Source organism: Streptomyces sp. NBC_01276 (assembly GCF_041435355.1).
Classification (GTDB): Bacteria; Actinomycetota; Actinomycetes; order Streptomycetales; family Streptomycetaceae; genus Streptomyces.
In genome coordinates this window covers 194,283-221,252 of sequence record NZ_CP108444.1, presented here as the reverse complement: position 1 = coordinate 221,252, position 26,970 = coordinate 194,283, and the positions used below count along the sequence as shown (strand labels likewise).

The 26,970-nt window shown below is 75.9% G+C and carries 2 protein-coding genes; both read left to right on the top strand.

What is annotated here, in order from left to right; genetic code table 11:
- Positions 1-161: 161 nt before the first annotated feature.
- Positions 162-15,005 (top strand): SDR family NAD(P)-dependent oxidoreductase, encoded by a 14,844-nt coding sequence (locus OG295_RS40555; RefSeq protein WP_331733154.1) that lies wholly within the window; start codon positions 162-164, stop codon positions 15,003-15,005.
- Positions 15,002-26,926, top strand: coding sequence for an SDR family NAD(P)-dependent oxidoreductase (locus OG295_RS40550; RefSeq protein ID WP_371681562.1), 11,925 nt, complete (start codon positions 15,002-15,004; stop codon positions 26,924-26,926). The genes OG295_RS40555 and OG295_RS40550 overlap by 4 nt, the downstream gene beginning before the upstream one ends.
- The last annotated feature ends 44 nt before the right edge of the window (positions 26,927-26,970 follow it).

Sequence of the window (26,970 nt, the reverse complement as noted above, 5' to 3'; positions counted from 1 at the left end):
GTGGCCCGGCACACCGATGACCGGGAGATGTTTTTAGCCGACCTTTAGAGCTGGACGTCAGCGTCTCGACGGTCTGCATGGAATTCCCCCGGTCCTCGGTCCGCCCGCGCGCCCGGCGGAGCCCTGAAGACACATCAGGCAAACAGGCGAAGGGGGAGATCGTGGCTGACCCGGTGAATTCGGTACGGCAGACGACGGCGGCTCCGGAGGAGTCCGGTACACCGGGCCGTACCACCGGGCCGATCGCGGTCATCGGCATCTCCTGCCGGTTCCCGCAGGCCGACGGACCCGCCGCGTACTGGCGGCTGCTGCGGGGCGGCACGGACGCCGTCACCGACGCGCCCGAAGCGCGCCGCGACGTCGTCGCGGCAGGGGCCGGTCCGGCCGCCGCCCGGGGCGGCTACCTCGACCGCGTCGACACCTTCGACGCCCGGTTCTTCGGGATCTCCCCGCGCGAGGCCGCGGCCATGGACCCGCAGCAGCGCCTCGTCCTCGAACTCGCCTGGGAGGCCCTGGAGGACGCCGGCATCCTGCCGGGCACCCTCAAGAACAGCGGCACCGGCGTGTTCGTCGGCGCGATCTGGGACGACTACGCCGATCTCGTGCGCCGCTCCGGCGGCGCCGGAGCCGGAGCGCACACCTTCACCGGGCTCAACCGGGGCGTGATCGCCAACCGGGTCTCGTACACGCTCGGCCTGCACGGGCCCAGCCTGACCGTCGACACCGCCCAGTCATCCTCCCTCGTCGCCGTGCACCTGGCCTGCCAGGCCCTGCTCAGCGGGGAGGCCGACCTGGCCATCGCCGGCGGTGTCAACCTCCGCGTCACGCCCGCGAGTTCCGAGATCACCGCCGGATTCGGGGCCCTGTCGCCCGACGGCCGCTGCCACACCTTCGACGAGCGTGCCAACGGGTTCGTACGCGGCGAGGGCGGCGGCCTCGTCCTGCTCAAGCCCCTCGACCGGGCCCTCGCCGACGGCGACCGCGTCCACTGCGTGCTCCTCGGCAGCGCCGTCAACCACGACGGGGCCACCGACGGGCTCACCGTGCCCAGCCCCACCGCCCAGGCCGAGGTCATCCGCCGGGCCCTGGAGGCCGCGGGCACCGACCCCGCCGAGGTCCAGTACGTCGAACTGCACGGCACCGGCACCCCGGTCGGCGACCCGGTCGAGGCCGCCGCGCTCGGCACCGCGCTGGGCACCGCCCGCGACGCGGCCGACCCGCTCCCCGTCGGCTCCGCCAAGACCAACATCGGCCACCTCGAAGCCGCCGCGGGCATCGCCGGCCTCATCAAGGCGGCCCTCGCCGTCGGCCACCGAGAACTGCCCGCCAGCCTCCACCACCGCACCCCCCACCCCGCCATCGACCTCGACGCGCTGCGACTGCGGGTGCAGACCGAGGCCGGACCCTGGCCGCACCCCACCCGCCCCCTCGTCGCGGGCGTCAGCTCCTTCGGCCTCGGCGGCGCCAACTGCCACGTCGTCCTCGGCGAGGCCCCGGCGACCTCCCCCGCCGCCTCCCCCGCCCCGGCCGCCTCCCCCGCCCCGGCCGCGGACACCGAGCCCGCCGCGGACACCGAGCCCGGCCGCACCCTGCTCTTCCCGCTCTCCGGCCGCGGCGAGCCGGCCCTGCGCGCCCAGGCCGCCCGGCTCGGCGCGTACGCCGCCGGCCACACCGGCACGGCCGCGGACCTCGCCCACGCCCTCGCCGCCACCCGCACCGCCCACGAGGACCGGGCCGTCGTCCTCGCCGAGGACCTCGCGGGCCTCACCGCCGGACTCGACGCGCTCGCCACCGGAACCGGCTCCGCCCACCTGGTCCGCGGCCGGGCCGCATCAGGCCGCACCGCGTTCCTCTTCTCCGGACAGGGCAGCCAGCGCCCCGGCATGGGACGCGAACTGCACGCCGCGCACCCCGTGTTCGCCGCCGCCTTCGACGAGGTGTGCGCCGCCCTCGACGCCCACCTGCCCCACCCGCTGCGCGAGGTCGCCTTCGCCGCCCCGGGCACCGACGGAGCCGCCCTCCTCGACCGCACCGCCTGGACCCAGCCCGCCCTGTTCGCCTTCGAGGTCGCCCTCCACCGGCTCCTCGGCCACCTCGGCGTCCGCCCCGACTTCGTCGTCGGCCACTCCATCGGCGAACTCGCCGCCGCGCACGTCGCCGGGATCCTCTCGCTGCCCGACGCGGCCGCGCTCGTCGCCGCCCGCGGACGCCTCATGGACGCCCTCCCCGAGGACGGCGCGATGGCCGCCCTCCAGGCCGACGAGTCCGAGGTGACGCCCCTGCTCGCCGGGCGCACCGACCGGGTGTGCGTGGCGGCCGTCAACGGCCCCCGCTCCGTCGTGGTCTCCGGGGACGAGGACGCCGTCGACGCCCTCGCCGCGCACTTCGCCGCGCTGGGCCGCAAGACCAAGCGGCTGCGGGTCAGCCACGCCTTCCACTCCCCGCACATGGACGGCATGCTCGACGCCTTCGCCGCCGTCGCCGCCTCGGTCACCTACGCCCCGGCCCGCGTTCCCGTCGTCTCCAACCTGACCGGACGGATCGTCACCGACGGGGAGATCGGCACCGCCGAGTACTGGGTGCGCCACGTCCGCGAGGCCGTCCGCTTCGCCGACGGCATCCGCGCCCTCGACGCCGCCGGCGTCACCACGTACGTCGAACTCGGCCCCGACGGCGCCCTGTCCTCCGCCGGACGCGACTGCGCCGGCGAGGACGCCGCCTTCGTGCCCGTCGCCCGTACCGGCAAGCAGCCCGAGCCGCAGTCGCTCAACGCCGCCCTCGCCCGGCTGCACACCCTGGGCGCCGCCGACGGGCTCGACTGGCAGGAGCTCCTCGGCACCTCCGGCCCGGCGCCCCGCCTGGACCTGCCGACCTACGCCTTCCAGCGCCGCCGGCACTGGATCGAGGCGGCCCCGGCCGCGGAGCCCGCCACCGACCCGGCGATCGCCCCGGCCCCGGAGCGCGCCGTCACCGACCACGAGGACGAGGACGCGGAGACCGGCTCCCGCGCCGGCGCCCTGCGCACCCGCCTCACCGCACTGCCCGCCGCCGACCGCGAGCAGGCCGTGCTCGACCTGCTCCGCGCGGACATCGCGGCCGTCCTGCGCCACGACGAACCCGGCGACATCGACCTGCGCGAGACCTTCCACGAGCTCGGCTTCGACTCCTGGACCGCCGTCGAACTGCGCGACGGCCTCACCCGCACCACCGGCCTCGCCCTGCCCAGCAGCCTGCTCTTCGACTACCCCACCCCCGTCGCCCTCGCCCGCAACCTCGCCGACCGCGCCCTCGGCGACCCGGCCGGCCCGGCCGCGACCGCCCGCCACACCGGCGGACCGGCCGACGAGCCGATCGCCGTCGTCGCCATGGCCTGCCGCTTCCCCGGCGGCACCGACTCCCCCGAGGCCCTGTGGGAGGTCCTCGCCGACGGCCGCGACGTCACCGGCCCCTTCCCCACCGACCGCGGCTGGGACCTGGAAGGCCTGTACGACCCCGAAGGCCGGCCGGGCACGCACTACGTGCGCGCGGGCGGCTTCCTCGACGGCGCCACCCTCTTCGACCCCGCCTTCTTCGGCATCTCCCCGCGCGAGGCCGCCGCCATGGACCCGCAGCAGCGCCTGCTGCTGGAGACCTCCTGGGAGGCCCTGGAGCGGGCCGGCCTCGACCCCCTCGCCCTCAAGGGCACGGACACCGGCGTGTTCATCGGCGCCACCTTCCAGGACTACGGGCCGCGCCTGCACGAGGGCACCGAGTCCACCGAGGGCTACCTGATGACCGGCAGCACGCCCAGCGTCGCCTCCGGCCGCATCGCCTACACCCTCGGCCTCGAAGGACCGGCCGTCACCGTCGACACCGCCTGCTCCTCCTCGCTGGTCGCCCTGCACCTGGCCGCGCAGTCCCTGCGCCAGGGCGAGTGCACCCTCGCCGTCGCGGGCGGCGTCACCGTCATGCCGACCCCCGGCCTCTTCGTCGAACTCACCCGCCAGCGCGCCCTGTCCGCCGACGGCCGCTGCAAGTCCTTCTCCGCCGACGCCGACGGCACCGGCTGGGCCGAGGGCGCCGGCGTCCTGCTGCTGGAGAAGCTCTCCGACGCCCGCCGCAACGGCCACCAGGTCCTCGCCGTCATCCGCGGCTCCGCCACCAACCAGGACGGCGCCAGCAACGGCCTCACCGCCCCCAACGGCCCCTCCCAGCAGCGCGTCATCCGCCAGGCCCTCGCCAACGCGGGCGTCACCGCCGACACCGTCGACGCCGTCGAGGCCCACGGCACCGGCACCCGGCTCGGCGACCCCATCGAGGCGCACGCCCTGCTCGCCACCTACGGCCAGGGCCGCGACGCGGACCGGCCGCTGTGGCTCGGCTCCCTGAAGTCCAACACCGGCCACACCCAGCAGGCCGCCGGTGTCGCGGGCGTCATCAAGATGATCCTGGCCCTGCGCCACGGCATCCTGCCCAAGACCCTGCACGCCGAGGAGCGGTCCCCGCACATCGACTGGTCCGCCGGCTCCGTCGAACTGCTCACCGACGCCCGCCCGTGGCCCGACGCCGGGGAGACGGGCCACCCGCGCCGCGCGGGCGTCTCCTCCTTCGGCATCAGCGGTACCAACGCCCACCTCATCCTCGAAGAGGCCCCGTCGACGCCCGAGCCGGACACGGAGGCCCCCGCCGCCGCCGGACCGGTGGCGTGGCTGCTGTCGGCCAAGACCGAGGACGCCCTGCGCGAGCAGGCCCGGCGGCTGCGCGCCCACGCCGCCGCACACCCCGACACCCCCGACACCGCCCTGGCGGCGGCCCTCGCCGGGCACCGCTCCGTCTTCCCCCACCGCGCGGCCGTCCTGGGCTCCTCCCGCGAGGAACTGCTGGCGGGCCTGGAGGCCCCCCTGGTGTCCGGTGTGGCGGACGCGGGCGGCAAGACGGTGTTCGTCTTCCCCGGGCAGGGGTCGCAGTGGGCGGGTATGGGTGTCGAACTCCTGGATTCCTCGCCGGTGTTCGCGGCCCGGTTCGCCGAGGTCGCGGCGGCCGTCCAGGCGCATGTGGACTGGTCGGTGGAGGGGGTGCTGCGCGGGGAGGGTGACCTGACCCGTATCGAGGTGCTCCAGCCGGTGCTGTTCGCGGTGATGGTGTCCCTCGCCGAGTCGTGGCGGGCCGCCGGAGTCCGGGCCGACGCGGTGGTGGGTCACTCGCAGGGTGAGATCGCCGCCGCCGTCGTCTCGGGTGCGCTGTCGTTGGAGGACGGCGCGAAGGTCGTGGTGCTGCGTTCGCAGCTGTTCGCGGACGAGCTGGTGGGCCGGGGCGCGGTCGCCTCGGTGTCGCTGGGCGCGGACGCGGTCCGCGAGCGGCTCGTCCCGTACGGGGACGCGCTGTCGATCGCGGGGATCAACGGTCCGGGCACGGTCACGGTGGCCGGTGAGGTGGCTCCGCTGGAGGAGCTCGTCGCCGCCCTGGAGGCCGAAGGGGTCCGGGCGAAGATCATCCCCTCCACGGTGGCCTCCCACTGCGCCCAGGTCGACCGCCTCAAGGACCGGATCCTGGACCTGCTGGGCTTCGTAGAGCCCCGGACCGGATCCGTCCCGCTGTACTCCACCGTCACGGGCGAGGTCCTGGACGGCTCCGGACTCACCGCCGCCTACTGGTACGAGAACTGCCGCCGGCCGGTGTCCTTCGAGCCGGTGGTGCGTTCCCTGCTGGCGGACGGGTTCCGGGCGTTCGTGGAGTCGAGTGCGCACCCGGTGCTGACCTACGGGCTGGTGGAGACGGCGGAGGCGGCGGGCGCGGAGATCCTGGCGACGGGCACGCTGCGGCGCGGTGAGGGCGGCCTGGCCCGCTTCACCACCTCCCTCGCCACCGCCTGGACCCACGGCGTCGACGTCGACTGGAACTCCGTCCTCACCGACTCCGGAGCCACCGCGGCCACCGAACTGCCCACCTACCCCTTCCAGCGCGCACGCCACTGGCTCGACGCCCCGGCGGCCGGCGCCGCCGACGTGTCCGCCGCGGGTCTGGCAGAGGCCGGGCACCCGCTGCTGGGCGCCTGCGTCCGGGTCGCCGACGGCGACCGGTTCCTGCTGACCGGCCGGGTCTCCCTCCAGGGCCACCCCTGGCTCGCCGACCACGGCGCGCTGGACACCGTCCTGCTGCCGGGCACCGCCTTCGTCGAGCTCGCCGTCCGGGCCGGTGACGAGGCCGGCTGCGCCCACCTCGAAGAGCTCACCCTCGAAGCCCCGCTCGTGCTCGCCCCGCGCGCGGCCGTCCAGCTCCAGGCCGTCGTCGGAGCCCCCGACGGATCCGGCCGCCGCTCCGTCGCCGTCTACGCGCGGCCCGACGATGCCGACACGGACGCCGCCTGGACCCGCCACGCCAACGGCTTCCTGGCCCCCGCCCCCGCCCCCGCCGCCGACGCGGACCTCACCGCCTGGCCACCGGCCGGTGCCGAGCCCGTCGACATCGAGGGGTTCTACGAGCGGACGGCGCAGGCCGGTTACGCGTACGGGCCCGCGTTCCAGGGCCTCAAGGCCGCCTGGCGCGTCGGTGCGACGGTGTACGCGGAGGTGGCCCTGGACTCCGCCCAGCGCGAGGAGGCGGCCGGTTTCGGCCTGCACCCCGCCCTCCTCGACGCCGCCCTCCACGCCGAACAGCTCGTCCGCGCCGCCCGAGGCGAGGACTCCGGCGTCCGGCTGCCCTTCGTGTGGAGCGGCGTGTCCCTCCACGCCACCGGCGCCACCGCACTGCGCCTGCGCATGACCTCCCTCGGCACCGACACGGTGGCGCTGGACGTGGCCGACGCCGAGGGCCGCCCCGTGGCCGCCGTCGAGTCCCTCGTCCTGCGGCCCGTCGCCGCGGGAGCCCTGCGCGGCGCACACCGCGACGGACTCCACCGCGTGGAGTGGTCGGCGGTCCCCGCGGCCGGGGGCGCCGCGCTCCCCGACTGGACCGAGCTGGGCGGCGCAGCCCACCCCCGCCTCGCCGACCTCACCGCCGCCCTCGACCAGGGGCTCGCCGTCCCCTCCACGGTCGTCTGCTCCCGCACACCCGGCACCGGCACGGACGCCGACGCGGACGGGGCCCGGACCGCCGAAGCCGCCCGCGCGGCGACCTCCGAGGTCCTCGCCCTCGTCCGGGACTGGCTCGCCGAGGACCGGCTGGCCGCCGCCCGCCTGGTGATCGTCACCCGGGGCGCCGTCCCCGTACGCGCCGGAGAGGACGTCACCGACCTCGCGCACGCCCCGCTGTGGGGCCTGCTGCGCTCCGCCCAGACCGAGAACCAGGACCGCTTCGTCCTCGTCGACCTCGACCCGTGGGAGGGCGGCGGCACCGACACCGCCCTCGCCGCCGCCCTCGCCACCGGCGAACCCCAGCTCGCCGTCCGCGACGGCTCCCTGCTCGCGCCCCGGCTGGTCCGGGCCACCGAGCCCGCGGGCCGCCGACCCCTCTGGAGCCCGGAGGGGACGGTGCTGGTCACCGGGGGTACGGGTGCGCTGGGCGCGCTGGTGGCCCGGCACCTGGTCACCGAGCACGGGGTGCGGCACCTGCTGCTGACGGGCCGTCGTGGTCCGGACGCCCCGGGTGCCGCGGAACTGGTGGCGGAAATCAGCGGGTTGGGGGCCAGGGCGGAGGTCGTGGCGTGTGACGCGGCGGACCGGGAGGCGCTGGCTTCGGTGCTGGCGGGCATTCCGGCCGACCGTCCGCTGACCGGTGTGGTGCACGCGGCCGGTGTCCTGGACGACGGTCTGGTCGCCTCGCTGACCGACGAGCGCCTCGACGCGGTGATGCGCCCCAAGGTGGACGCGGCGTGGAACCTCCACGAGCTGACCCGCGACCTCGACCTCACCGCCCTGGTGTTCTTCTCCTCCATCGCGGGCGTCTACGGCAACCCCGGCCAGGCCAACTACGCCGCCGCCAACGCCTTCATGGACGCCCTCGCCCACCGCCGGCACGTCCAGGGCCTGCCCGCCACCTCCCTCGCCTGGGGCCTGTGGGAGCAGTCCAGCGGCATGCTCGCCCACCTCAAGGACGGCGACCTCGGCTGGATGACCCGCGCCGGCATCCTCCCGCTGGCCTCCGACCACGGCATCGCCCTGCTCGACTCGGCGCTGCGCGCCCCCGGCGAACCCCTGCTGGTCCCCGTACGCCTGGACGCGGCCACCCTGCGGGCCCGCGCCGCCGCCGGGCTGCTGCCCCCGCTGCTGCGCTCCCTGGTGCGCACCCCGGCCCGGCGCGCCGTCGACGCGGCCGCCCCGGAGGCCGAGGTCTCCTCGCTGGTCCGCCGCCTCGCCGCCCTCGGCGGAGCCGAGCGGGAACGCGAACTCCTCGACCTCGTACGCGGCCGGGTCGCCGCCGTGCTCGGCCACGCCGACCCGTCGGCGATCCGCCCCGACAAGGCCTTCAAGGAGCTCGGCTTCGACTCCCTGACCGCCGTCGAACTGCGCAACCAGCTCGGCGCCGCCACGGGCCTGCGGCTGCCGGCCACCATCGTCTTCGACCACCCCACGGTCAACGCGGCCGCCCGCTTCCTCCTCGCCGAACTCCTCGGCGCCCAGGACGGCACCCCGGCCGCCGGCACCGACGAGCCCGTCGCCGTCACCGCCGCCGCTTCCGACGAGCCGATCGCGATCGTCGGCATGGCCTGCCGCTACCCCGGCGGGGTCGGCTCGCCCGAGGACCTGTGGCGGCTCGTCGCCGAGGGCCGCGACGCGGTCGCCGGGTTCCCCACCGACCGCGGCTGGGACCTCGCCACCCTCTTCGACTCCGACCCGGAACGGCTCGGCACCACCTACGCCCGCGAAGGCGGATTCCTCTACGGGGCCGGGGACTTCGACCCCGTCCTCTTCGGGATCTCCCCGCGCGAGGCCCTCGCCATGGACCCGCAGCAGCGGCTCCTCCTCGAAGCCTCCTGGGAGGTCTTCGAGCGGGCCGGCCTCGACCTCGACAGCGTGCGCGGCAGCCGGACCGGCGTCTTCGCCGGATCCATGCACCACGACTACGCCTTCCGCGTCGAGGAGAACCCGCAGAAGGTCGAGGGCTACGGGCTCACCGGCACCCAGGGCAGCGTGGTCTCCGGCCGCGTCGCCTACGCCTTCGGGCTGGAGGGCCCGGCGATCACCGTCGACACGGCCTGCTCCTCCTCGCTGGTCGCCCTGCACCTGGCCGCGCAGTCGCTGCGCCAGGGCGAGTGCACGATGGCCCTGGCCGGCGGTGTCGCCGTCATGGCCACCCCCAGCGTGTTCGTCGAGTTCAGCCGCCAGCGCGGCATGGCCGCCGACGGCCGCTGCAAGTCCTTCTCCGCCGACGCCGACGGGACCGGCTGGGCGGAGGGCGTGGGCGTGCTCCTCCTGGAGAAGCTCTCCGACGCCCGCCGCAACGGACACCGGGTCCTCGCCGTCGTCCGCGGTACGGCCACCAACCAGGACGGCGCCTCCAACGGGCTGACCGCCCCCAACGGCCCCGCCCAGCAGCGCGTCATCCGCCAGGCCCTCGCCAACGCCCGGCTCGCCCCGCAGGACGTGGACGCCGTCGAGGCCCACGGCACCGGCACCACCCTCGGCGACCCGATCGAGGCCCAGGCCCTGCTCGCCGCATACGGCCAGGACCGGCCCGAGGACCGGCCGCTGTGGCTCGGCTCGCTGAAGTCGAACATCGGGCACGCGCAGGCCGCCGCCGGTGTCGCGGGCGTCATCAAGATGGTCATGGCCATGCGCGAGGGCGTCCTCCCGAAGTCCCTCCACGTCGACGAGCCCACGCCCGAGGTGCTGTGGTCCGCGGGCGCGGTGGAACTCCTCACCGAGCCCGTCGAGTGGCCGGAGACCGGCCGCCCGCGCCGGGCCGCCGTCTCCTCGTTCGGCATCAGCGGCACCAACGCCCACGTGATCATCGAGCAGGGGCCGCAGGAGCCCGCGCCCGCTCCCCCCACCGGTGAGGAGCCCGCCGGGCCGCTGCCCTGGGTGGTCTCGGCCCGCAGCGCCGGAGCGCTGCGCGGCCAGGCCGCACGGCTGCTGGACCTGGACGCCTCCCTGCCCGCCGCGGACGTCGCGGCGGCGCTGCTGACCACCCGCTCGCCGCTGGAGCACCGAGCGGTCGTCCTCGCCGGTGACAGGGACGGCTACGCGGCGGGCCTGCGCGCCCTCGCCGAGGGCGCGGGCGCGCCCGGCCTGACGCAGGGCGTCACGGGAACCGGCGAGCGGCTCGCCTTCCTGTTCTCGGGGCAGGGTGCGCAGCGTCCGGGGATGGGCGCTGGGCTGTACGCGGCCCAGCCGGTGTTCGCGGCGGCGTTCGACGAGGTCTGCGGTCACTTCGACCTGCCGCTGAAGGACCTGCTGTTCGGCGGTGGTGAGGAGATCCACCGCACCGAGAACACCCAGCCGGCGTTGTTCGCGGTCGAGGTGGCCCTCTACCGGCTGGCGGAGTCGTTCGGTCTGCGTCCGGACTTCGTCGCCGGGCACTCGATCGGTGAGATCGCCGCCGCACATGTCGCCGGGGTGCTGTCCCTCGCGGACGCGGCCCGCCTGGTGACGGCGCGCGGTGCGCTGATGGGCGCCCTGCCCGAAGGCGGCGCGATGGTCTCGATCCGCGCCACCGAGGACGAGGTCCGCGAACTGCTGACCGCCGATGTGGACATCGCGGCGGTCAACGGGCCCGAGTCCGTGGTGATCTCAGGCGCGGAGGAGGCCGTCCTCGCGGTGGCCGCCACACTCCGGGAGCGCGGTCGCAAGACCAAGCGGCTGACCGTCTCGCACGCCTTCCACTCCCCGCTGATGGAGCCGATGCTGGAGGCCTTCCGCGAGGTCGCGGAAACCCTCACCCACTCGGCCCCCGCCATCCCGGTCGTCTCGAACGTCACCGGCGGGCAGATCACCGAGTTCTCGGCCGCCTATTGGGTCGAGCACGTCCGTGGTGCGGTCCGGTTCGCCGACGGGGTGCGCCACCTCGCCGAGGAACAGGGTGTCGGTCACTTCCTGGAGCTGGGTCCGCAGGGCGTTCTCGCCGCCATGGCGGGGGAGTCGCTGCCGGAGGCCTTCTCCGGGCTGCTGACCCCGGTGCTGCGCAAGGACCGTCCCGAGCCCGAGGCCTTCCTCGGCGCCCTCGCCGAGGCCTGGACCCGCGGCCTTCCCGTCGACTGGAGCCCCCTCCTCGCCGGCCGCCCGGCCCGCCGGGTGGACCTCCCCACGTACGCCTTCGAACACCAGCGGTTCTGGCTCGCCCCCTCCCACACCTCCAACGGCGAGGCGGCCGGACTCGGCCTCACCTCCGCCGCCCACCCGCTGCTCGGGGCCTCGGTCGAGCTGGCCGACGGGGACGGGCTGGTCCTCACGGGCCGGCTGTCCGCCGACACCCTGCCCTGGGCCGCCGATCACGCCGTGGCCGGCACGGTCCTGCTCCCCGGCACCGCCTTCGTCGAACTCGCCCTGCGCGCGGGCGACGAGGTGGGATGCGGCACCCTGGAGGAACTGACCCTGGAAGCCCCGCTCGCGCTCCCCGAGCGCGGCGCGGCCCGCCTCCAGGTCGCCGTGGGCTCCCCGGACGAGGAGTCCGGCTCCCGCAGCGTCGTGATCCACTCGCGGCCCGAGGGCGCCGAGGCGGCCCTGCCGTGGACCCGGCACGCCACCGGCACCCTCACCGCCGCCGCGCCCGCGCCCAGCGGTGCGGAGTTCGCCGTCTGGCCGCCCGCCGGGGCCCGTCCGGTGGACCTGGGCGGGTTCTACGAGGGCCTCGCCGAGGCCGGATACGCCTACGGGCCCGCGTTCCAGGGCCTGAAGGCCGCCTGGCGGACGGGCGAGGAGGTCTACGCCGAGGTCGTCCTCGACCCGGCCCGGCAGGAGGAGGCCGCCGGCTTCGGCCTGCACCCGGCCCTGCTCGACGCCTCCCTGCACGGCATGCTGCTCGACGTCGCGTCCGGCGCCGACACCGGCCTGCGGCTGCCCTTCGCCTGGAGCGGGGTCACCGTGCACGCCGAGGGCGCCTCCGCCGTACGGGTCCGGCTGGTGCCCGCCGGCGCCGACGCCGTGGCGGTCACCGTCGTGGACCCGGCCGGACTGCCGGTCGCGACCATCGACTCCCTCACCCTGCTGCCCGTCTCCCACGACCAGCTGCACCGGGCGCGGACGGCCGACCAGGACGCCCTGTACCGGGTCGACTGGACCACGGCCACCGCCGCAGACGCGCCGCAGCTGAACTGGGCGGTGCTCGGCGCGCCCGCCGACCCGGACGACGAGGGCATGCCGGCCCACCGGGACCTCGACGCGCTGGCCGCCGCCGTGGCGGGCGGCGCCCCCGCCCCCGACGCGGTGCTGCTGCCGGTCCCCCGGACGCGTACCGCCGTACGGGCGGACGGGGTACGGGAGGCCACCGCGAGCCTGCTGCGCACGCTCCAGCACTGGTTCGCCGAGCCCGCGTTCGGCGCGTCCCGCCTGGTGGTGGCGACGCGCGGCGCGGTCGCGGCCCGCCCCGGCGAGGACGTCACCGACCTGACCCACGCCGGGCTGTGGGGCCTGGTGCGCTCCGCACAGGCGGAGAACCCCGGCCGGCTCGTGCTGATCGACACCGACACCTCCGTCGAGGAGGCCCCGGTGATCCCGGCCGTCGCCACCGGCGAGAGCCAGATCGCCGTCCGCGATGGCGAGTTCCTCGTCCCGCGCCTGGCCCGGGCCGACGCGGCGGCCCTGCTCGCCCCGCCGCGCGACGTCCCGCACTGGAGGCTCGACACCACCGGCGGCGGCACCCTGGAGAGCCTGGCCCTGGTGCCGTTCCCGGAGGCGGCCGAGCCGCTCGCCGCCGGGCAGGTGCGGATCGCCGTCCGTGCCGCAGGCCTGAACTTCCGTGACGTCCTGATGGCGCTCGGCATGTACCCGGACAAGATCGTCCTGGGCAGCGAGGCCTCCGGCGTCGTCATCGAGACCGGCCCCGGCGTCACCCACCTCGCCCCCGGCGACCGGGTGATGGGCATGGTCCCGCACGCCTTCGGCGAGGTCGCCGTCGCCGACGCGCGCACCGTGGCGCGGATGCCCGCGGGCTGGTCCTTCGAGCAGGCCGCCTCCGTGCCCGCGGTGTTCCTGACCGCCTACTACGGGCTCGTCGACCTGGCCGGGCTGAAGGCCGGGGAACGGATCCTCGTGCACTCGGCGGCCGGCGGCGTCGGCATGGCCGCCGTCCAGCTCGCCCGCCACCTCGGTGCCGAGGTGTTCGGCACGGCCAGCGAGGGCAAGTGGGACGTGCTGCGCCGGCAGGTCAGGCTGGAGGGCGCCCACTACGGTTCCTCCCGCTCGACCTCCTTCGAGCAGCGGTTCACGCACGCCACCGGCGGCCGCGGCATGGACGTGGTCCTGGACTGCCTGGCCGGGGAACTGGTCGACGCGTCGCTGCGGCTGCTGCCGCGCGGCGGCCGGTTCATCGAGATGGGCAAGACCGACATCCGCGATCCGCAGGACGTGGCCCGCGCCCACCCGGGCGTCCGCTACCAGGCCTTCGACCTGATGGAGGCCGGTCCCGAGCGCATCGGCGAGATGCTCACCGCACTCGCCCGGCTCTTCGAGGCGGGCGTGCTGCGGCCGCTGCCGGTGCGCACGTGGGACATCCGGCGGTCGCCGGAGGCGTTCCGGTTCATGAGCCAGGCCAAGCACACGGGAAAGATCGTCCTGACGGTCCCGCAGGGCTGGGACCCGGCCGGGACGGTCCTGATCACGGGCGGTACGGGCACCCTGGGCGCCCTCGTGGCCAAGCACCTGGTCACCGAGCACGGCGTTCGGCACCTGCTGCTGGCCGGCCGGCGCGGTCCGGATGCCGCCGGGGCGGCCGAACTGGTGGCGGAGATAGCGGAGCTGGGCGGTTCGGCCGAGGTCGTGGCGTGCGACGCCGCCGACCGCGACGCGCTCGCCGCACTCCTCGCCGCCATCCCCGCCGGCCGGCCGCTGCGCGCGGTCGTCCACACCGCCGGGGTCGTCGACGACGGGGTGCTGGACGCGCTGACCCCGCAGCGGCTGGCAGCCGTCCTGCGGCCCAAGGTCGACGCCGCCGTCAACCTGCACGAGCTCACCCGCGACCTGGACCTGACCGCCTTCGTCCTCTACTCGTCGGCGGCCGGTGTCCTGGGGAACGCGGGCCAGGCCAACTACGCGGCGGGCAACTCCTTCCTGGACGCCCTCGCCCAGCACCGGCGGGCCCACGGACGGCCGGGCGTCTCCCTCGCCTGGGGCCACTGGGCCGAATCCAGCGGCATGACCGCCGGACTCGACACCACCGACCTGGCCCGCCTCGGCCGGTCCGGATTCCTGCCCATGACCAACGAGCAGGGGCTGGCCCTCCTCGACGACTCCCTCGTCCAGGACGAGGCGCTCCTCGCCCCCGTCCGGCTGGACCTGGCCGGCCTGCGCGGCCAGGCCCGCGACGGCTCCCTGCCCGACGTGCTCAAGGGCCTCGTACGGGCCCCGGCACGCCGGGTCGCGGGACCGGCCGCCGCAGCGGACGGGGCCGAGCCCCTGGCCCGGCGGCTCGCCGCCCAGCCGGAGTCCGAGCGGGAGCACCTCCTGCTGGAGCTGGTGCGGACCAACGTCGCCACCGTCCTCGGACACGGGGCGCCCGGCGCCGTCGGCGCGGACCGCACCTTCAAGGAACTCGGCTTCGACTCGCTGACCGCCGTCGAGTTCCGCAACCGGCTGGGAGCGGCGACCGGACTGCGGCTGCCCCCCACGCTGATCTTCGACTACCCGACGGCCAGCACGCTCGCCAAGCACCTGCTGAACGAGCTGGTGCCCGAGGAGGCCGCCGCCGCTCCCGGCGCCGACCTCCTCGCCGAACTCGGCCGCTTCGAAGTGGCCGTGCTCGCCGCCGACCCGGACGCACCCGGACACGACGAGGTGACGGGCCGCATCGAGGAACTCCTGCAGCGCTGGAAGGCGGCGACCGCCGCCTCCGCGCCGACGGCCCCCGCCGGCGGGGAGGACGTGGCGGACCGGCTCTCGTCGGCCTCGGCCGACGAGGTACTCGACTTCATCCAGAACGAGCTCGGGGTCTCCTGATCCCCGGCGACCGCGAGAACAGGGAAGGACACGCCGCGATGGCGAACGAGGACAAGCTGGTCGAGTCCCTCAAGCGAGTGGCCGCCGAGCTCCACGAGACCCGGCAGCGGCTGAGCGATGCCGAGAGCCGGGGCAGCGAGCCCATCGCCCTCGTGGGCATGGCCTGCCGCTACCCGGGCGGGGTCCGCTCCCCCGAGGACCTGTGGCGGCTGGTCGCGGAGGGACGCGACGCGATATCCGCCTTCCCGGCCGACCGCGGCTGGGACCTGGACACCCTCTACCACCCGGACCCGGACCACCCCGGGACGACGTACACCCGCTCCGGCGGATTCCTGCACGACGCTCCGGAGTTCGACCCCGGCCTGTTCGGGATCTCCCCGCGCGAGGCACTGGCCATGGACCCGCAGCAGCGGGTCCTGCTGGAGACCTCCTGGGAGGCCCTCGAACGGGCCGGGCTCGACCCCGGCACGCTGAAGGGCACCCAGACCGGCGTCTACGTCGGCGCCGCGACCCCCGCCTACATCGTCGGCGGACACAACACCCAGGGCGGCGCCGAGGGCTACACCCTCACCGGCACCTCCGGCAGCGTCGTCTCCGGGCGCCTCGCCTACCACTACGGCTTCGAGGGCCCGGCCGTCACCGTCGACACGGCCTGCTCCTCCTCCCTGGTCGCCCTGCACCTGGCCGCCCAGGCGCTGCGGGGCGGGGAGTGCTCGATGGCGCTCGCCGGCGGCGTCAGCGTCATGTCCGTCCCCGGTCTGTTCGTCGAGTTCAGCCGCCAGCGCGGACTGTCCGAGGACGGCCGCTGCAAGGCGTTCGCCGCCGCCGCCGACGGCACCGGCTGGGGCGAGGGCGTCGGCGTGATCGTCCTCGAACGGCTCTCCGACGCCCGGCGCAACGGCCACCAGGTCCTCGCCGTCATCCGCGGCTCCGCCACCAACCAGGACGGCGCCTCCAACGGCCTCGCCGCCCCCAACGGCCCCTCCCAGCAGCGCGTCATCCGCCAGGCCCTGGCCAACGCCCGGCTGCGCGGGCGGGACGTCGACGTCGTGGAGGCGCACGGCACCGGCACCACCCTCGGCGACCCGATCGAGGCGCAGGCGGTCATCGCCACCTACGGCCAGGACCGGCCGCAGGACGCCCCGCTCTGGCTGGGCTCGCTGAAGACCAACATCGGGCACACCGCCGCGGCCGCCGGCATCGCCGGCGTCATCAAGATGACGATGGCGATCCGCAACGGCGTGCTCCCCAAGACCCTCCACGTCGACGAGCCCACCCCGCACGTCGACTGGTCGGCCGGCGCCGTCGAACTGTTGACCGACGCCCGGGAGTGGCCCGACCACGAGCGGCCCCGCCGGGCCGCCGTCTCCGCCTTCGGCATCAGCGGCACCAACGCCCACCTGATCCTGGAACAGGCCGCCCCCGCGCAGGAGGCGGCCCCCGCCCCGGCGGCCGGCCCCGCCCCCTTCACGGCCACGGCCCCCACGCCCTGGCCGCTCTCCGGCCACAGCGCGGCCGCCCTGCGCGGCCAGGCGGCCCGGCTGCACGCCTTCGCCGCCGGCCCGGACGCCCCGCGCCCCGCCGACACCGCCCTCTCGCTCGCCGTCACTCGCTCCGCGCTGGCCCACCGCGCGGTCGTCGTCACCGGCCCGGACGCGGGCCCGGACGCGGGCGCGGACACCGGCGGCCCGGACACCGCTTCCGACGCCGGTACGGATGCCCGTACCGACGCCCGTACCGACGCCCGTGCCGAAGCCCTCGCCCGGCTCGCCGCCGGCGAGAGCGCCGCCCGGCTCGTCGAGGGCACCGCCGACATCGAGGGCAAGACCGCCTTCGTCTTCCCCGGCCAGGGCTCCCAGTGGGCCGGCATGGCCGTCGAACTGTACGCCTCCTCCCCGGCGTTCGCCGCCCGCCTCGACGCCTGCGCCGAAGCCCTCGCCCCGTACACCGACTGGTCGCTCCTCGACGTCCTGCGGCAGCAGGACGGCGCCCCCGGCTTCGACCGCGTCGACGTCGTCCAGCCGGTCCTGTGGGCCGTCATGGTCTCCCTCGCCGAACTGTGGCGCGCCTGCGGCATCGAGCCCGCCGCCGTCGTCGGCCACTCCCAGGGCGAGATCGCCGCCGCCGCCGTCTGCGGAGCCCTGTCGCTCCAGGACGCCGCGAAGGTCTCCGCGCTGCGCGCCAAGGCCCTCCTCGCCCTGGCCGGCAAGGGCGGCATGATGTCCGTCGCCGACACCGCCGAAGCCGTCCGCACCCGCATCGCGCCCTGGGGCGACCGGCTGGCCGTCGCCGCCGTCAACGGCCCCCGCTCCACCGTCGTCTCCGGCACCCCGCAGGCCCTCGACGAACTCCTCGCCGCCTGCGAGGCCGACGGGGTCCGCGCCCGCCGCGTCAACGTCGACTACGCCTCCCACGGCCCGCAGGTCGAGGAGATCCGCGACGCCGTCATCGGCGCCCTCGCCGGCATCACCCCGCGCAAGGCCCGCGTGCCCTTCCTGTCCACGGTCACCGGACGGCCCGTCGACGGCACCGAACTCGACGCCGAGTACTGGTACACCAACCTCCGCCGGACCGTTCGCTTCGAGGACGGCGTCCGCGCCCTCCTCGAACGCGGCCACGGCTTCTTCATCGAGGCCAGCGCCCACCCGGTGCTCACCGTCGGCGTCCAGGAGACCATCGACGCCGCCGGCCTGCCGGCCGTCGCCCTCGGCTCGCTGCGCCGCGACGAGGGCGGCCCGCAGCGCTTCCTCACCTCCCTCGCCGAGGCCTGGACCCGCGGCGCCTCCCCGGACTGGCACGCCGTGCTCGCCGGACACGCCCCCCGCACGGCCGACCTGCCCACCTACGCCTTCCAGCGCAGCCGCTACTGGGCCGGTGCGGCCGCCGGCGCCGCCGACGTGTCCGCCGCGGGCCTGGCCGAGGCCGGACACCCGCTGCTGGGCGCCTGCGTGCCCGCCGCCGACGGCGACCGGTTCCTGCTGACCGGCCGTATCTCCCTCCAGAGCCACCCCTGGCTCGCCGACCACGCCGTCGGCGACACCGTCCTCCTCCCGGGCACCGCCTTCGTCGAACTGGCCGTCCGCGCGGGCGACGAGGCCGGCTGTGGCCGGCTGCGCGAGCTGACCCTGGAGACCCCGCTGACGCTGCCCGCGACCGGGGCCGTCCAGCTCCAGCTCGTCGTCGGCGAACCCGCCGCCGACGGCAGCCGCCCGGTGACCGTCCACGCGCGGCCCGAGGACTCCGCCGCGGACGCGCCCTGGACCCGGCACGCCACCGGCGTCGTCGGCCCCGCCACCGCCACCGCCACCGCCACCGCGCCCGTAGACCTGGCCGAGTGGCCGCCCGTGGGCGCGGAGCCCGTGGACATCGAGGGCTTCTACGAGCGGACGGCCGAGGCCGGTTACGCGTACGGGCCCGCGTTCCAGGGCCTGAAGGCCGCCTGGAACGCGGGCGGGACCGTGTATGCGGAGGTGGCGTTGGATTCCGCGCAGCGCGAGGAGGCGGCCGGTTTCGGCCTGCACCCCGCCCTCCTCGACGCCGCCCTCCACGCCACGCTGCTCGGCACCGACACCGCCTTCGACGGCGTCCGGCTGCCCTTCGCCTGGAGCGGAGTGAGCCTGCACGCCACCGGCGCCGCCGCCCTGCGCGTCCGCATCACCCCGGCCGCCGACGGCGAACTCGCCGTGGACCTCGCCGACCCCGAAGGCCGGCCCGTCGCCACCGTGGACGCCCTCGGCCTGCTGTCCGTCACCCCCGACCGGCTCCGTGGCACCCGCGCGGACACCCTGCACCGCGTCGCGTGGAACGAGGTCCCGACGCCCGCCGACGCGCCCGCCGGGACCTGGACCGAACTCGGCGGCGCCGACTTCCCCGACCTCGCCGCGCTGACCGCCGCCCTCGACGCCGGGACCGCCGCCCCCACCCACGTCCTCCTCACCCACCCGGCGACCGACGCCACGGGCTCCGGTCAGGACCCGGCCCGCGCCGCCCGCGCCGCCACCGCCGCGCTCCTCGGCACGCTCCGCGACTGGCTCGCCGACGAACGCCTGGCCGCCCTGCGCCTGGTCGTCACCACCACCGGCGCGGTCCGCACCGGCTCCGGCGACCCCGCGCCCGACCTGGTCCTCGCCCCGCTGTGGGGCCTCGTCCGCTCGGCGCAGTCCGAACACCCCGACCGCGTACAGCTCGTCGACCTCGACGGCACCGACGCCTCCCGGGCCGCACTGGAGCGCGCCGTCGCCACCGGCGAACCCCAGCTCGCCCTGCGTACGGGCACCGCCCGCGCCCCCCGCCTGGTCCGCGCCGACCCCGCCGCACCCGCCGGGGACACCCCCTGGAGCCCGGAGGGGACGGTGCTGGTCACCGGGGGTACGGGGGCGCTGGGTGCGCTGGTGGCCCGGCACCTGGTCACCGAGCACGGGGTGCGGCACCTGCTGCTGACGGGCCGTCGTGGTCCGGACGCCCCGGGTGCCGCGGAACTGGTGGCGGAGATCAGCGGGTTGGGGGCCAGGGCGGAGGTCGTGGCGTGTGACGCGGCGGACCGGGAGGCGCTGGCTTCGGTGCTGTCGGCCGTTCCGGCCGACCGTCCGCTGACCGGTGTGGTGCACGCGGCCGGTGTCCTGGACGACGGTCTGGTCGCCTCGCTGACCGACGAGCGCCTCGACGCGGTGATGCGCCCCAAGGTGGACGCGGCGTGGAACCTCCACGAGCTGACCCGCGACCTCGACCTCACCGCCTTCGTCCTCTTCTCCTCCGCCGCCGGCGTCCTCGGCAACCCCGGCCAGGCCAACTACGCCGCCGCCAACGCCTTCATGGACGCCCTCGCCGCCCACCGCCGGGACCAGGACCTGCCGGCCAGCTCCCTCGCCTGGGGCCTGTGGGAGACCAGCGGCCTCACCGGCCACCTCACCGCCGGGGACCTCGGCTGGGCCGCCCGCGCCGGCATCCTCCCCCTCACCGCCGCCCAGGGCCTCGCCGCCCTCGACGCGGCCACCGGTGCGGACGCCGCCGACACCGAACCCGTCCTGGTCCCCGTACGCCTGGACGCGGCGACCCTGCGCACCCGCGCCGCCGCCGGGCTGCTGCCCCCGCTGCTGCGCTCCCTGGTCCGCACCCCCGCCCGGCGCACCGTCGAAGCGGGCACCGAGGCCGAGGCCTCCACCCTCGCCCGCCGCCTCGCCGTCCTCGGCGAGGGCGAACGCGAACGCGAACTCCTCGGCCTCGTCAGCGGGCAGGTGGCGGCCGTGCTCGGCCACGCCGACCCGTCGGCGATCCGCCCCGACATGGCGTTCAAGGAGCTCGGCTTCGACTCCCTGACCGCCGTCGAACTGCGCAACCGGCTGAACGCCGCCACCGGCCTGAAGCTGCCCGCCACGCTCATCTTCGACCACCCCACCCCGGCCGCCCTGGCCCGCCACGTGCTCTCCGGGTTCCTCACCCCGCCCGCCGCCGACACCGCCACCCCCGCCCCGGCGCCCGCCCGCGCCCCCGACGAGCCGATCGCGATCGTCGGGATGGCCTGCCGCTACCCCGGCGGGGTCGGCTCGCCCGAGGACCTGTGGCGGCTCGTCGCCGAGGGCCGCGACGCCGTCGCCGGGTTCCCCACCGACCGCGGCTGGGACCTGGACGCCCTCTACGACCCCGAGGGGCGCCGACCCGGCACCTCGTACACCCGCAACGGCGGATTCCTCTACGACGCCGCCGACTTCGACCCCGAACTCTTCGGGATCTCCCCGCGCGAGGCCGTCACCATGGACCCGCAGCAGCGGCTCCTCCTCGAAGCCTCCTGGGAGGCCTTCGAACGCGCCGGCCTCGACCCCGCGGACCGCAAGGGCACGCGGACCGGCGTCTTCGCCGGAGTCATGTACCACGACTACGCCGACCACGTGGAGCGGGCCGCCGACAGCGCCGAGGGCTACCTGCTCACCGGCACCTCCGGCAGCGTCGTCTCCGGCCGCCTCTCCTACGCCTTCGGGCTGGAGGGCCCGGCCGTCACCGTCGACACCGCCTGCTCCTCCTCCCTCGTCGCCCTGCACCTCGCCGCCCAGGCGCTGCGGGCCGGCGAGTGCACGATGGCCCTGGCCGGCGGTGTCACCGTCATGGCCACCCCCAGCGTCTTCGTCGAGTTCAGCAAGCAGCGCGGACTGTCGGCCGACGGCCGCTGCAAGTCCTTCTCCGCCGCCGCCGACGGCGCCGGCTGGTCCGAAGGCGCCGGTGTGCTCCTCCTGGAGAAGCTCTCCGACGCCCGCGCCAACGGCCACCGGGTCCTCGCCGTCCTGCGCGGCTCCGCCGTCAACCAGGACGGCGCCAGCAACGGCCTGACCGCCCCCAACGGCCCCTCGCAGCAGCGCGTCATCGAACAGGCCCTCGCCAACGCCCGGCTGACCACCCACGACGTCGACGCGGTCGAGGCCCACGGCACCGGCACCACCCTCGGTGACCCCATCGAGGCCCAGGCCCTGCTGGCCACCTACGGCCAGGACCGGCCCGAGGACCGGCCGCTGCTGCTCGGCTCCGTCAAGTCCAACATCGGGCACGCGCAGGCCGCCGCCGGAGTCGCCGGCGTCATCAAGATGGTCATGGCCATGCGCGAGGGCGTCCTGCCCAAAACCCTGCACGTCGACGAGCCGTCGGCCCACGTGGACTGGTCGGCGGGCGCCGTGGAACTCCTGACGGAGTCCGTGGACTGGCCGCAGACCGGCCGGCCGCGCCGCGCGGGCGTCTCCTCCTTCGGCGCCAGCGGCACCAACGCCCACGTCGTCCTGGAACAGGCGCCCGAACCGGCACCCGCCCCCGCCGCCACCCCCGACACGGACGGCGGCCCGGTCACCTGGACCGTCTCCGGCCGCGGCCCCGAAGCGCTGCGCGCCCAGGCCGCACGGCTCGCCGCGTACGCCCGTACGCACACCGGCCTGGACCCACGCGCCGTCGCGCGGGCCCTCGCCACCACCCGCTCCGCGCTCGAACACCGGGGCGCGGTCACCGCCACCGGCCTGGACGGACTGCTGGCCGGACTCGACGCCCTGGCCGGGGCCGCCAAGGCTCCCGTCCAGCCCGGAAAGCTGGCCCTCCTGTTCTCGGGTCAGGGTGCGCAGCGTCCGGGGATGGGGCGTGAGCTGTACGGGGCGCAGCCGGTGTTCGCGGCCGCGTTCGACGAGGTGTGCGCGCACTTCGACTTCCCGCTGAAGGAGCTCGTGTTCGGGGGCGGGGAGGAGGTCCACCGGACGGAGTTCACGCAGCCGGCGCTGTTCGCGGTCGAGGTGGCGCTGTACCGGCTGGCGGAGTCGTTCGGTCTGCGTCCGGACTTCGTCGCGGGTCACTCCATCGGTGAGATCGCGGCGGCGCATGTCGCCGGGGTGTTGTCGCTGGCGGACGCGGCCCGTCTGGTGGCGGCCCGTGGTGCGCTGATGGGTGCGCTGCCGGAGGGCGGGGCGATGGTGTCCGTCCGGGCGACGGAGGACGAGGTCCGGGAGCTGTTGACCGCCGGTGTGGACATCGCTGCGGTCAACGGGCCGGAGTCGGTGGTGATTTCGGGCGTCGAGGACGCGGTTCTCGCGGTGGCCGCCACGCTGGCCGATCGGGGTCGCAAGACCAGGCGGCTGACCGTTTCGCACGCCTTCCACTCGCCGTTGATGGAGCCGATGCTGGAGGCCTTCCGCGAGGTCGCGGAGACCCTCACCCACTCGGCCCCCGCCATCCCGGTCGTCTCGAACGTCACCGGCGGGCAGATCACCGAGTTCTCGGCCGCCTATTGGGTCGAGCACGTCCGTGGTGCGGTCCGGTTCGCCGACGGGGTGCGCCACCTCGCCGAGGAACAGGGTGTCGGTCACTTCCTGGAGCTGGGTCCGCAGGGCGTTCTCGCCGCCATGGCGGGGGAGTCGCTGCCGGAGGCCTTCTCCGGGCTGCTGACCCCGGTGCTGCGCAAGGACCGTCCCGAGCCGGAGGCCTTCCTCGGCGCCCTCGCGGAGGCCTGGACCCGCGGCCTTCCCGTCGACCGGGCCGCCGTGGCCGGCGGTCCGGCGGCGGCCAGCGCCCCCGTGGACCTTCCCACGTACGCCTTCCAGCGCAGCCGCTACTGGCCGCGCCCCGCCGCCACCTCGGCGGACGTGGTCGCGGCCGGGCTCGGCGCCGCCGGGCACCCGCTGCTCGGCGCCACCGTGACGCCCGCCGACGGGGGGCAGCTGCTGCTCACCGGGCGGATCTCCCTGCACAGCCACCCCTGGCTCGCCGACCACGCCGTGGCCGGCACGGTCCTGCTCCCCGGCACCGCCTTCGTCGAACTCGCCCTGCGCGCGGGCGACGAGGTGGGATGCGGCGAGCTGGACGAGCTGGCCATCGAGACCCCCCTCGTCATCCCCGACCGGGGCGCCGTCCTGCTCCAGGTGCTCGTGGGCACCGCCGACGAGGACGGCGGGCGGCCGGTGAGCGTCCACTCGCGCACCGAGGGCGCCGACGCGCTCTGGACCCGGCACGCTGCCGGACGGCTCGCCCCTGCCCCCGAAACCGCCCCCGAGCCCCTCTCCGACCTGGCCGTATGGCCTCCGGCGGACGCCGAACCAGTCGACCTCGACGGGTTCTATGAGGGGCTCGCGGCAGCCGGTTACGGGTACGGTCCGGCCTTCCAGGGGTTGGCCCGGGCATGGCGTCGGAGCGACGGTGACGTGGTGTTCGCCGAGGTGGGGCTGCCCGATGCGCAGCAGGATGAGGCGGGCTGGTTTGCACTGCATCCGGCCCTGCTCGACGCTGCGCTGCACGGGCTCGCTGTCGCCGGGCCGGCCACGGACGCGGGGCAGGTCCGCCTGCCCTTCTCCTGGAGCGGTGTGCGTCTGCACGCCGTGGGAGCGTCCAGGCTGAGGGTGCGGCTGATGCCGGCCGGCCCGGATTCCCTCTCGCTCGACATCGCGGACCCGACCGGTCACCCGGTCGTCTCCGTCGCCTCGCTGGCGACCCGTACGGTCGCCGCCGAGCAGCTCACCGCCGCCGTGGCGGGCGCCGGTCACTCCGACGCCCTCTACCGGCTCGACTGGACCGCCGCTCCGCCGGTCGCCGGCACCGCCGACGGGCCGCGGGTGGCGGTCGGCGGAGCGGGCGCGGACCACGCGGACCTCGCGTCCCTGCGGGCCGCCCTCGACGAGGGCGCCCCGGTCCCCGCGGCGGTGCTGCTGCACACCGGAGCCCCGGCCGACGCCCCCGGAACGGGACTCGCCACCGCCGCGCGCGCGGCCACCGCCGGACTGCTCGGCACCCTGCAGACCTGGCTGGCCGACGAGCGCCTCGGAGCGACCCGGCTGGTCGTCGTCACGCGCGGCGCGGTGGCGGTCCTGCCCGGCGAGGACGTCACCGACCTGGCGCAGGCCCCCCTGTGGGGCCTCGTACGGGCCGCGCAGGCCGAGAACCCCGGCCGCTTCGTCCTCCTCGACACCGACCCCGGCGCGGACACCGACGCGCGTACGGGTGGACCCGTACTCCCCGAGGCGGTGTTCGCCGGGGACGAGCCGCAGGCCGCCCTCCGCGACGGCGCGCTCCTCGTCCCGCGCCTGGTGCGGGCCGCCGCCTCCGCCGGGGGCGGTACCCCGGTCCTGCCCGCCGGTTCCTCCTGGATCCTCAACAGCACCAAGGCCGGAACCCTCGACAGCCTGGGCTTCGTCCCGTCGCCGGCCGCCGGGATGGAGCTCGCCGAGGGCGAGATCCGCGTCGCCGTCCGGGCCGCCGGCCTGAACTTCCGCGACGTGATGATCGCCCTCGGCATGTACCCGGGCCTCGCCCGCATGGGCAACGAGGGCGCCGGCGTCGTCACCGAGGTCGGCCCCGGGGTCACCGGCATCGAGGTCGGCGACAAGGTCACCGGTCTCATCCGGGGCGCGTTCGGCCCGGTCGCGGTCGTCGACCACCGCCTGGTGGTCCGCGTTCCCGACGGCTGGACCTTCGAGCAGGCCGCCGCGATCCCGACCGTCTTCCTGACCGCCTACTACGGGCTCGTCGACCTGGCCGGCCTGAAGGCCGGCGAGCGGGTCCTCGTCCACGCCACCGCCGGCGGCGTCGGCATGGCCGCCGTCCAGCTGATCCGCCACCTGGGCGGCGAGGTGTTCGGCACGGCCAGCGAGGGCAAGTGGGACGTGCTCCGCGAACTGGGCCTGGACGAGGCGCACATCGCCTCCTCGCGCGACGCCTCCTTCGAGGAGCGGTTCCGCTCCGCCACCGGCGGCGAGGGCGTCGACGTGGTCCTGGACTGCCTGGCCGGGGAACTGGTCGACGCGTCGCTGCGGCTGCTGCCGCGCGGCGGCCGGTTCCTGGAGATGGGCAAGACCGACGTCCGCGACCCCGCGGAGGTCGCCCGGCTCCACCCCGGGGTGACGTACCAGGCCTTCGACATGGTCGAGGGCGCCGGGCCCGAGCGCATCGGCGAGATGCTCGCCGAGCTGGGCAGGCTCTTCGAGGCGGACGTGCTGCGGCCGCTGCCGGTCCGCGCCTGGGACATCCGGAAGGCCTCGGAGGCGTTCCGGTTCATGAGCCAGGCCAAGCACACGGGCAAGATCGTCCTGACGGTCCCGCAGGCCTGGGACCCGGCCGGGACGGTCCTGATCACGGGCGGTACGGGCACCCTGGGCGCCCTCGTCGCCAAGCACCTGGTCACCGAGCACGGCGTACGCCACCTGCTGCTGACGGGACGGCGCGGTCCGCAGGCCCCCGGCGCCGCCGAACTGGTGGCGGAGATAGCGGAGCTGGGCGGTTCGGCCGAGGTCGTGGCGTGTGACGCCGCCGACCGCGACGCGCTCACCGCACTCCTCGCCGCCATCCCCGCCGACCGGCCGCTCCGCGCGGTCGTCCACACCGCCGGGGTCGTCGACGACGGTGTCCTCGGCTCGCTCGACGCCGACCGGCTGGCCCGCGTCCTGCGGCCCAAGGTCGACGCCGCCGTCAACCTGCACGAACTCACCCGCGACCTGGACCTGACCGCCTTCGTCCTCTACTCCTCCGTGGCCGGCGTCATGGGCGGCCCCGGCCAGGGCAACTACGCCGCCGCCAACGTCTTCCTCGACGCCCTCGCCCGGCACCGGCGGGCCCACGGCCTGCCGGGCGTCTCCCTCGCCTGGGGCCAGTGGGCCGAGTCCAGCGGCATGACCGCCGGACTCGACACCGCCGACCTCGCCCGGATGAGCCGCAGCGGAGTCCTGCCGCTGGACACCGAACAGGGCCTGGCCCTGTTCGACGAGGCGGCACGGCACGACGAGGCCCTGCTGGCGGCCGTACGCCTGGACACCACCGCGCTGCGCGGCCAGGCCGACGCCGGCACGCTGCCCGGAGTCCTCAAGGGGCTCGTCCGGGCCTCCGTACGCCGGGCCGCGGGCCAGGCGGCAGCCGCCTCCGGGGCCCAGGCCCTCACGGAGCGGCTGTCCCGGCTCACCGGCGCCGAACGCGCCGAAGCCCTCCTGGACCTGGTCCGCACCCAGGTGGCCACCGTCCTCGCCCACCCCGACCCGGCGGCCATCGACACCGAACGAGGCTTCCTCGACCTCGGCTTCGACTCGCTGACGGCCGTGGAACTGCGCAACGGACTCGGTGCGGCCACCGGTCTCCGGCTCCCCACCACGCTGATCTTCGACTACCCGTCGCCCGCCGCCCTCGCCGGTTTCCTCCACACGGAACTGGATCCGGGCGACGGCGCCGACGGCCACCGGGAGGCCGCGGTGCTCGACGCCATGGCCGGCTGGGAGGCGGCCGTCGCCGCGCTGCCGGAGGGCAGCGACGGCAGGGAACGGGCCGTCAACCGGCTCCGCTCGATCCTCTGGAAGCTCGAACAGTCCGGCACCGCGCACGACACCGACGACGAAGCACAGACCTCCGACGGGACCGCGGAGATCACCTCGGCGAGCGACGACGAGATGTTCGCCCTCATCGAGAAGGAACTCGGTCTCAGCTGATCCCCGACCCGTCGTCCTGACCGTCCCACCGGAGGCACTGCCAC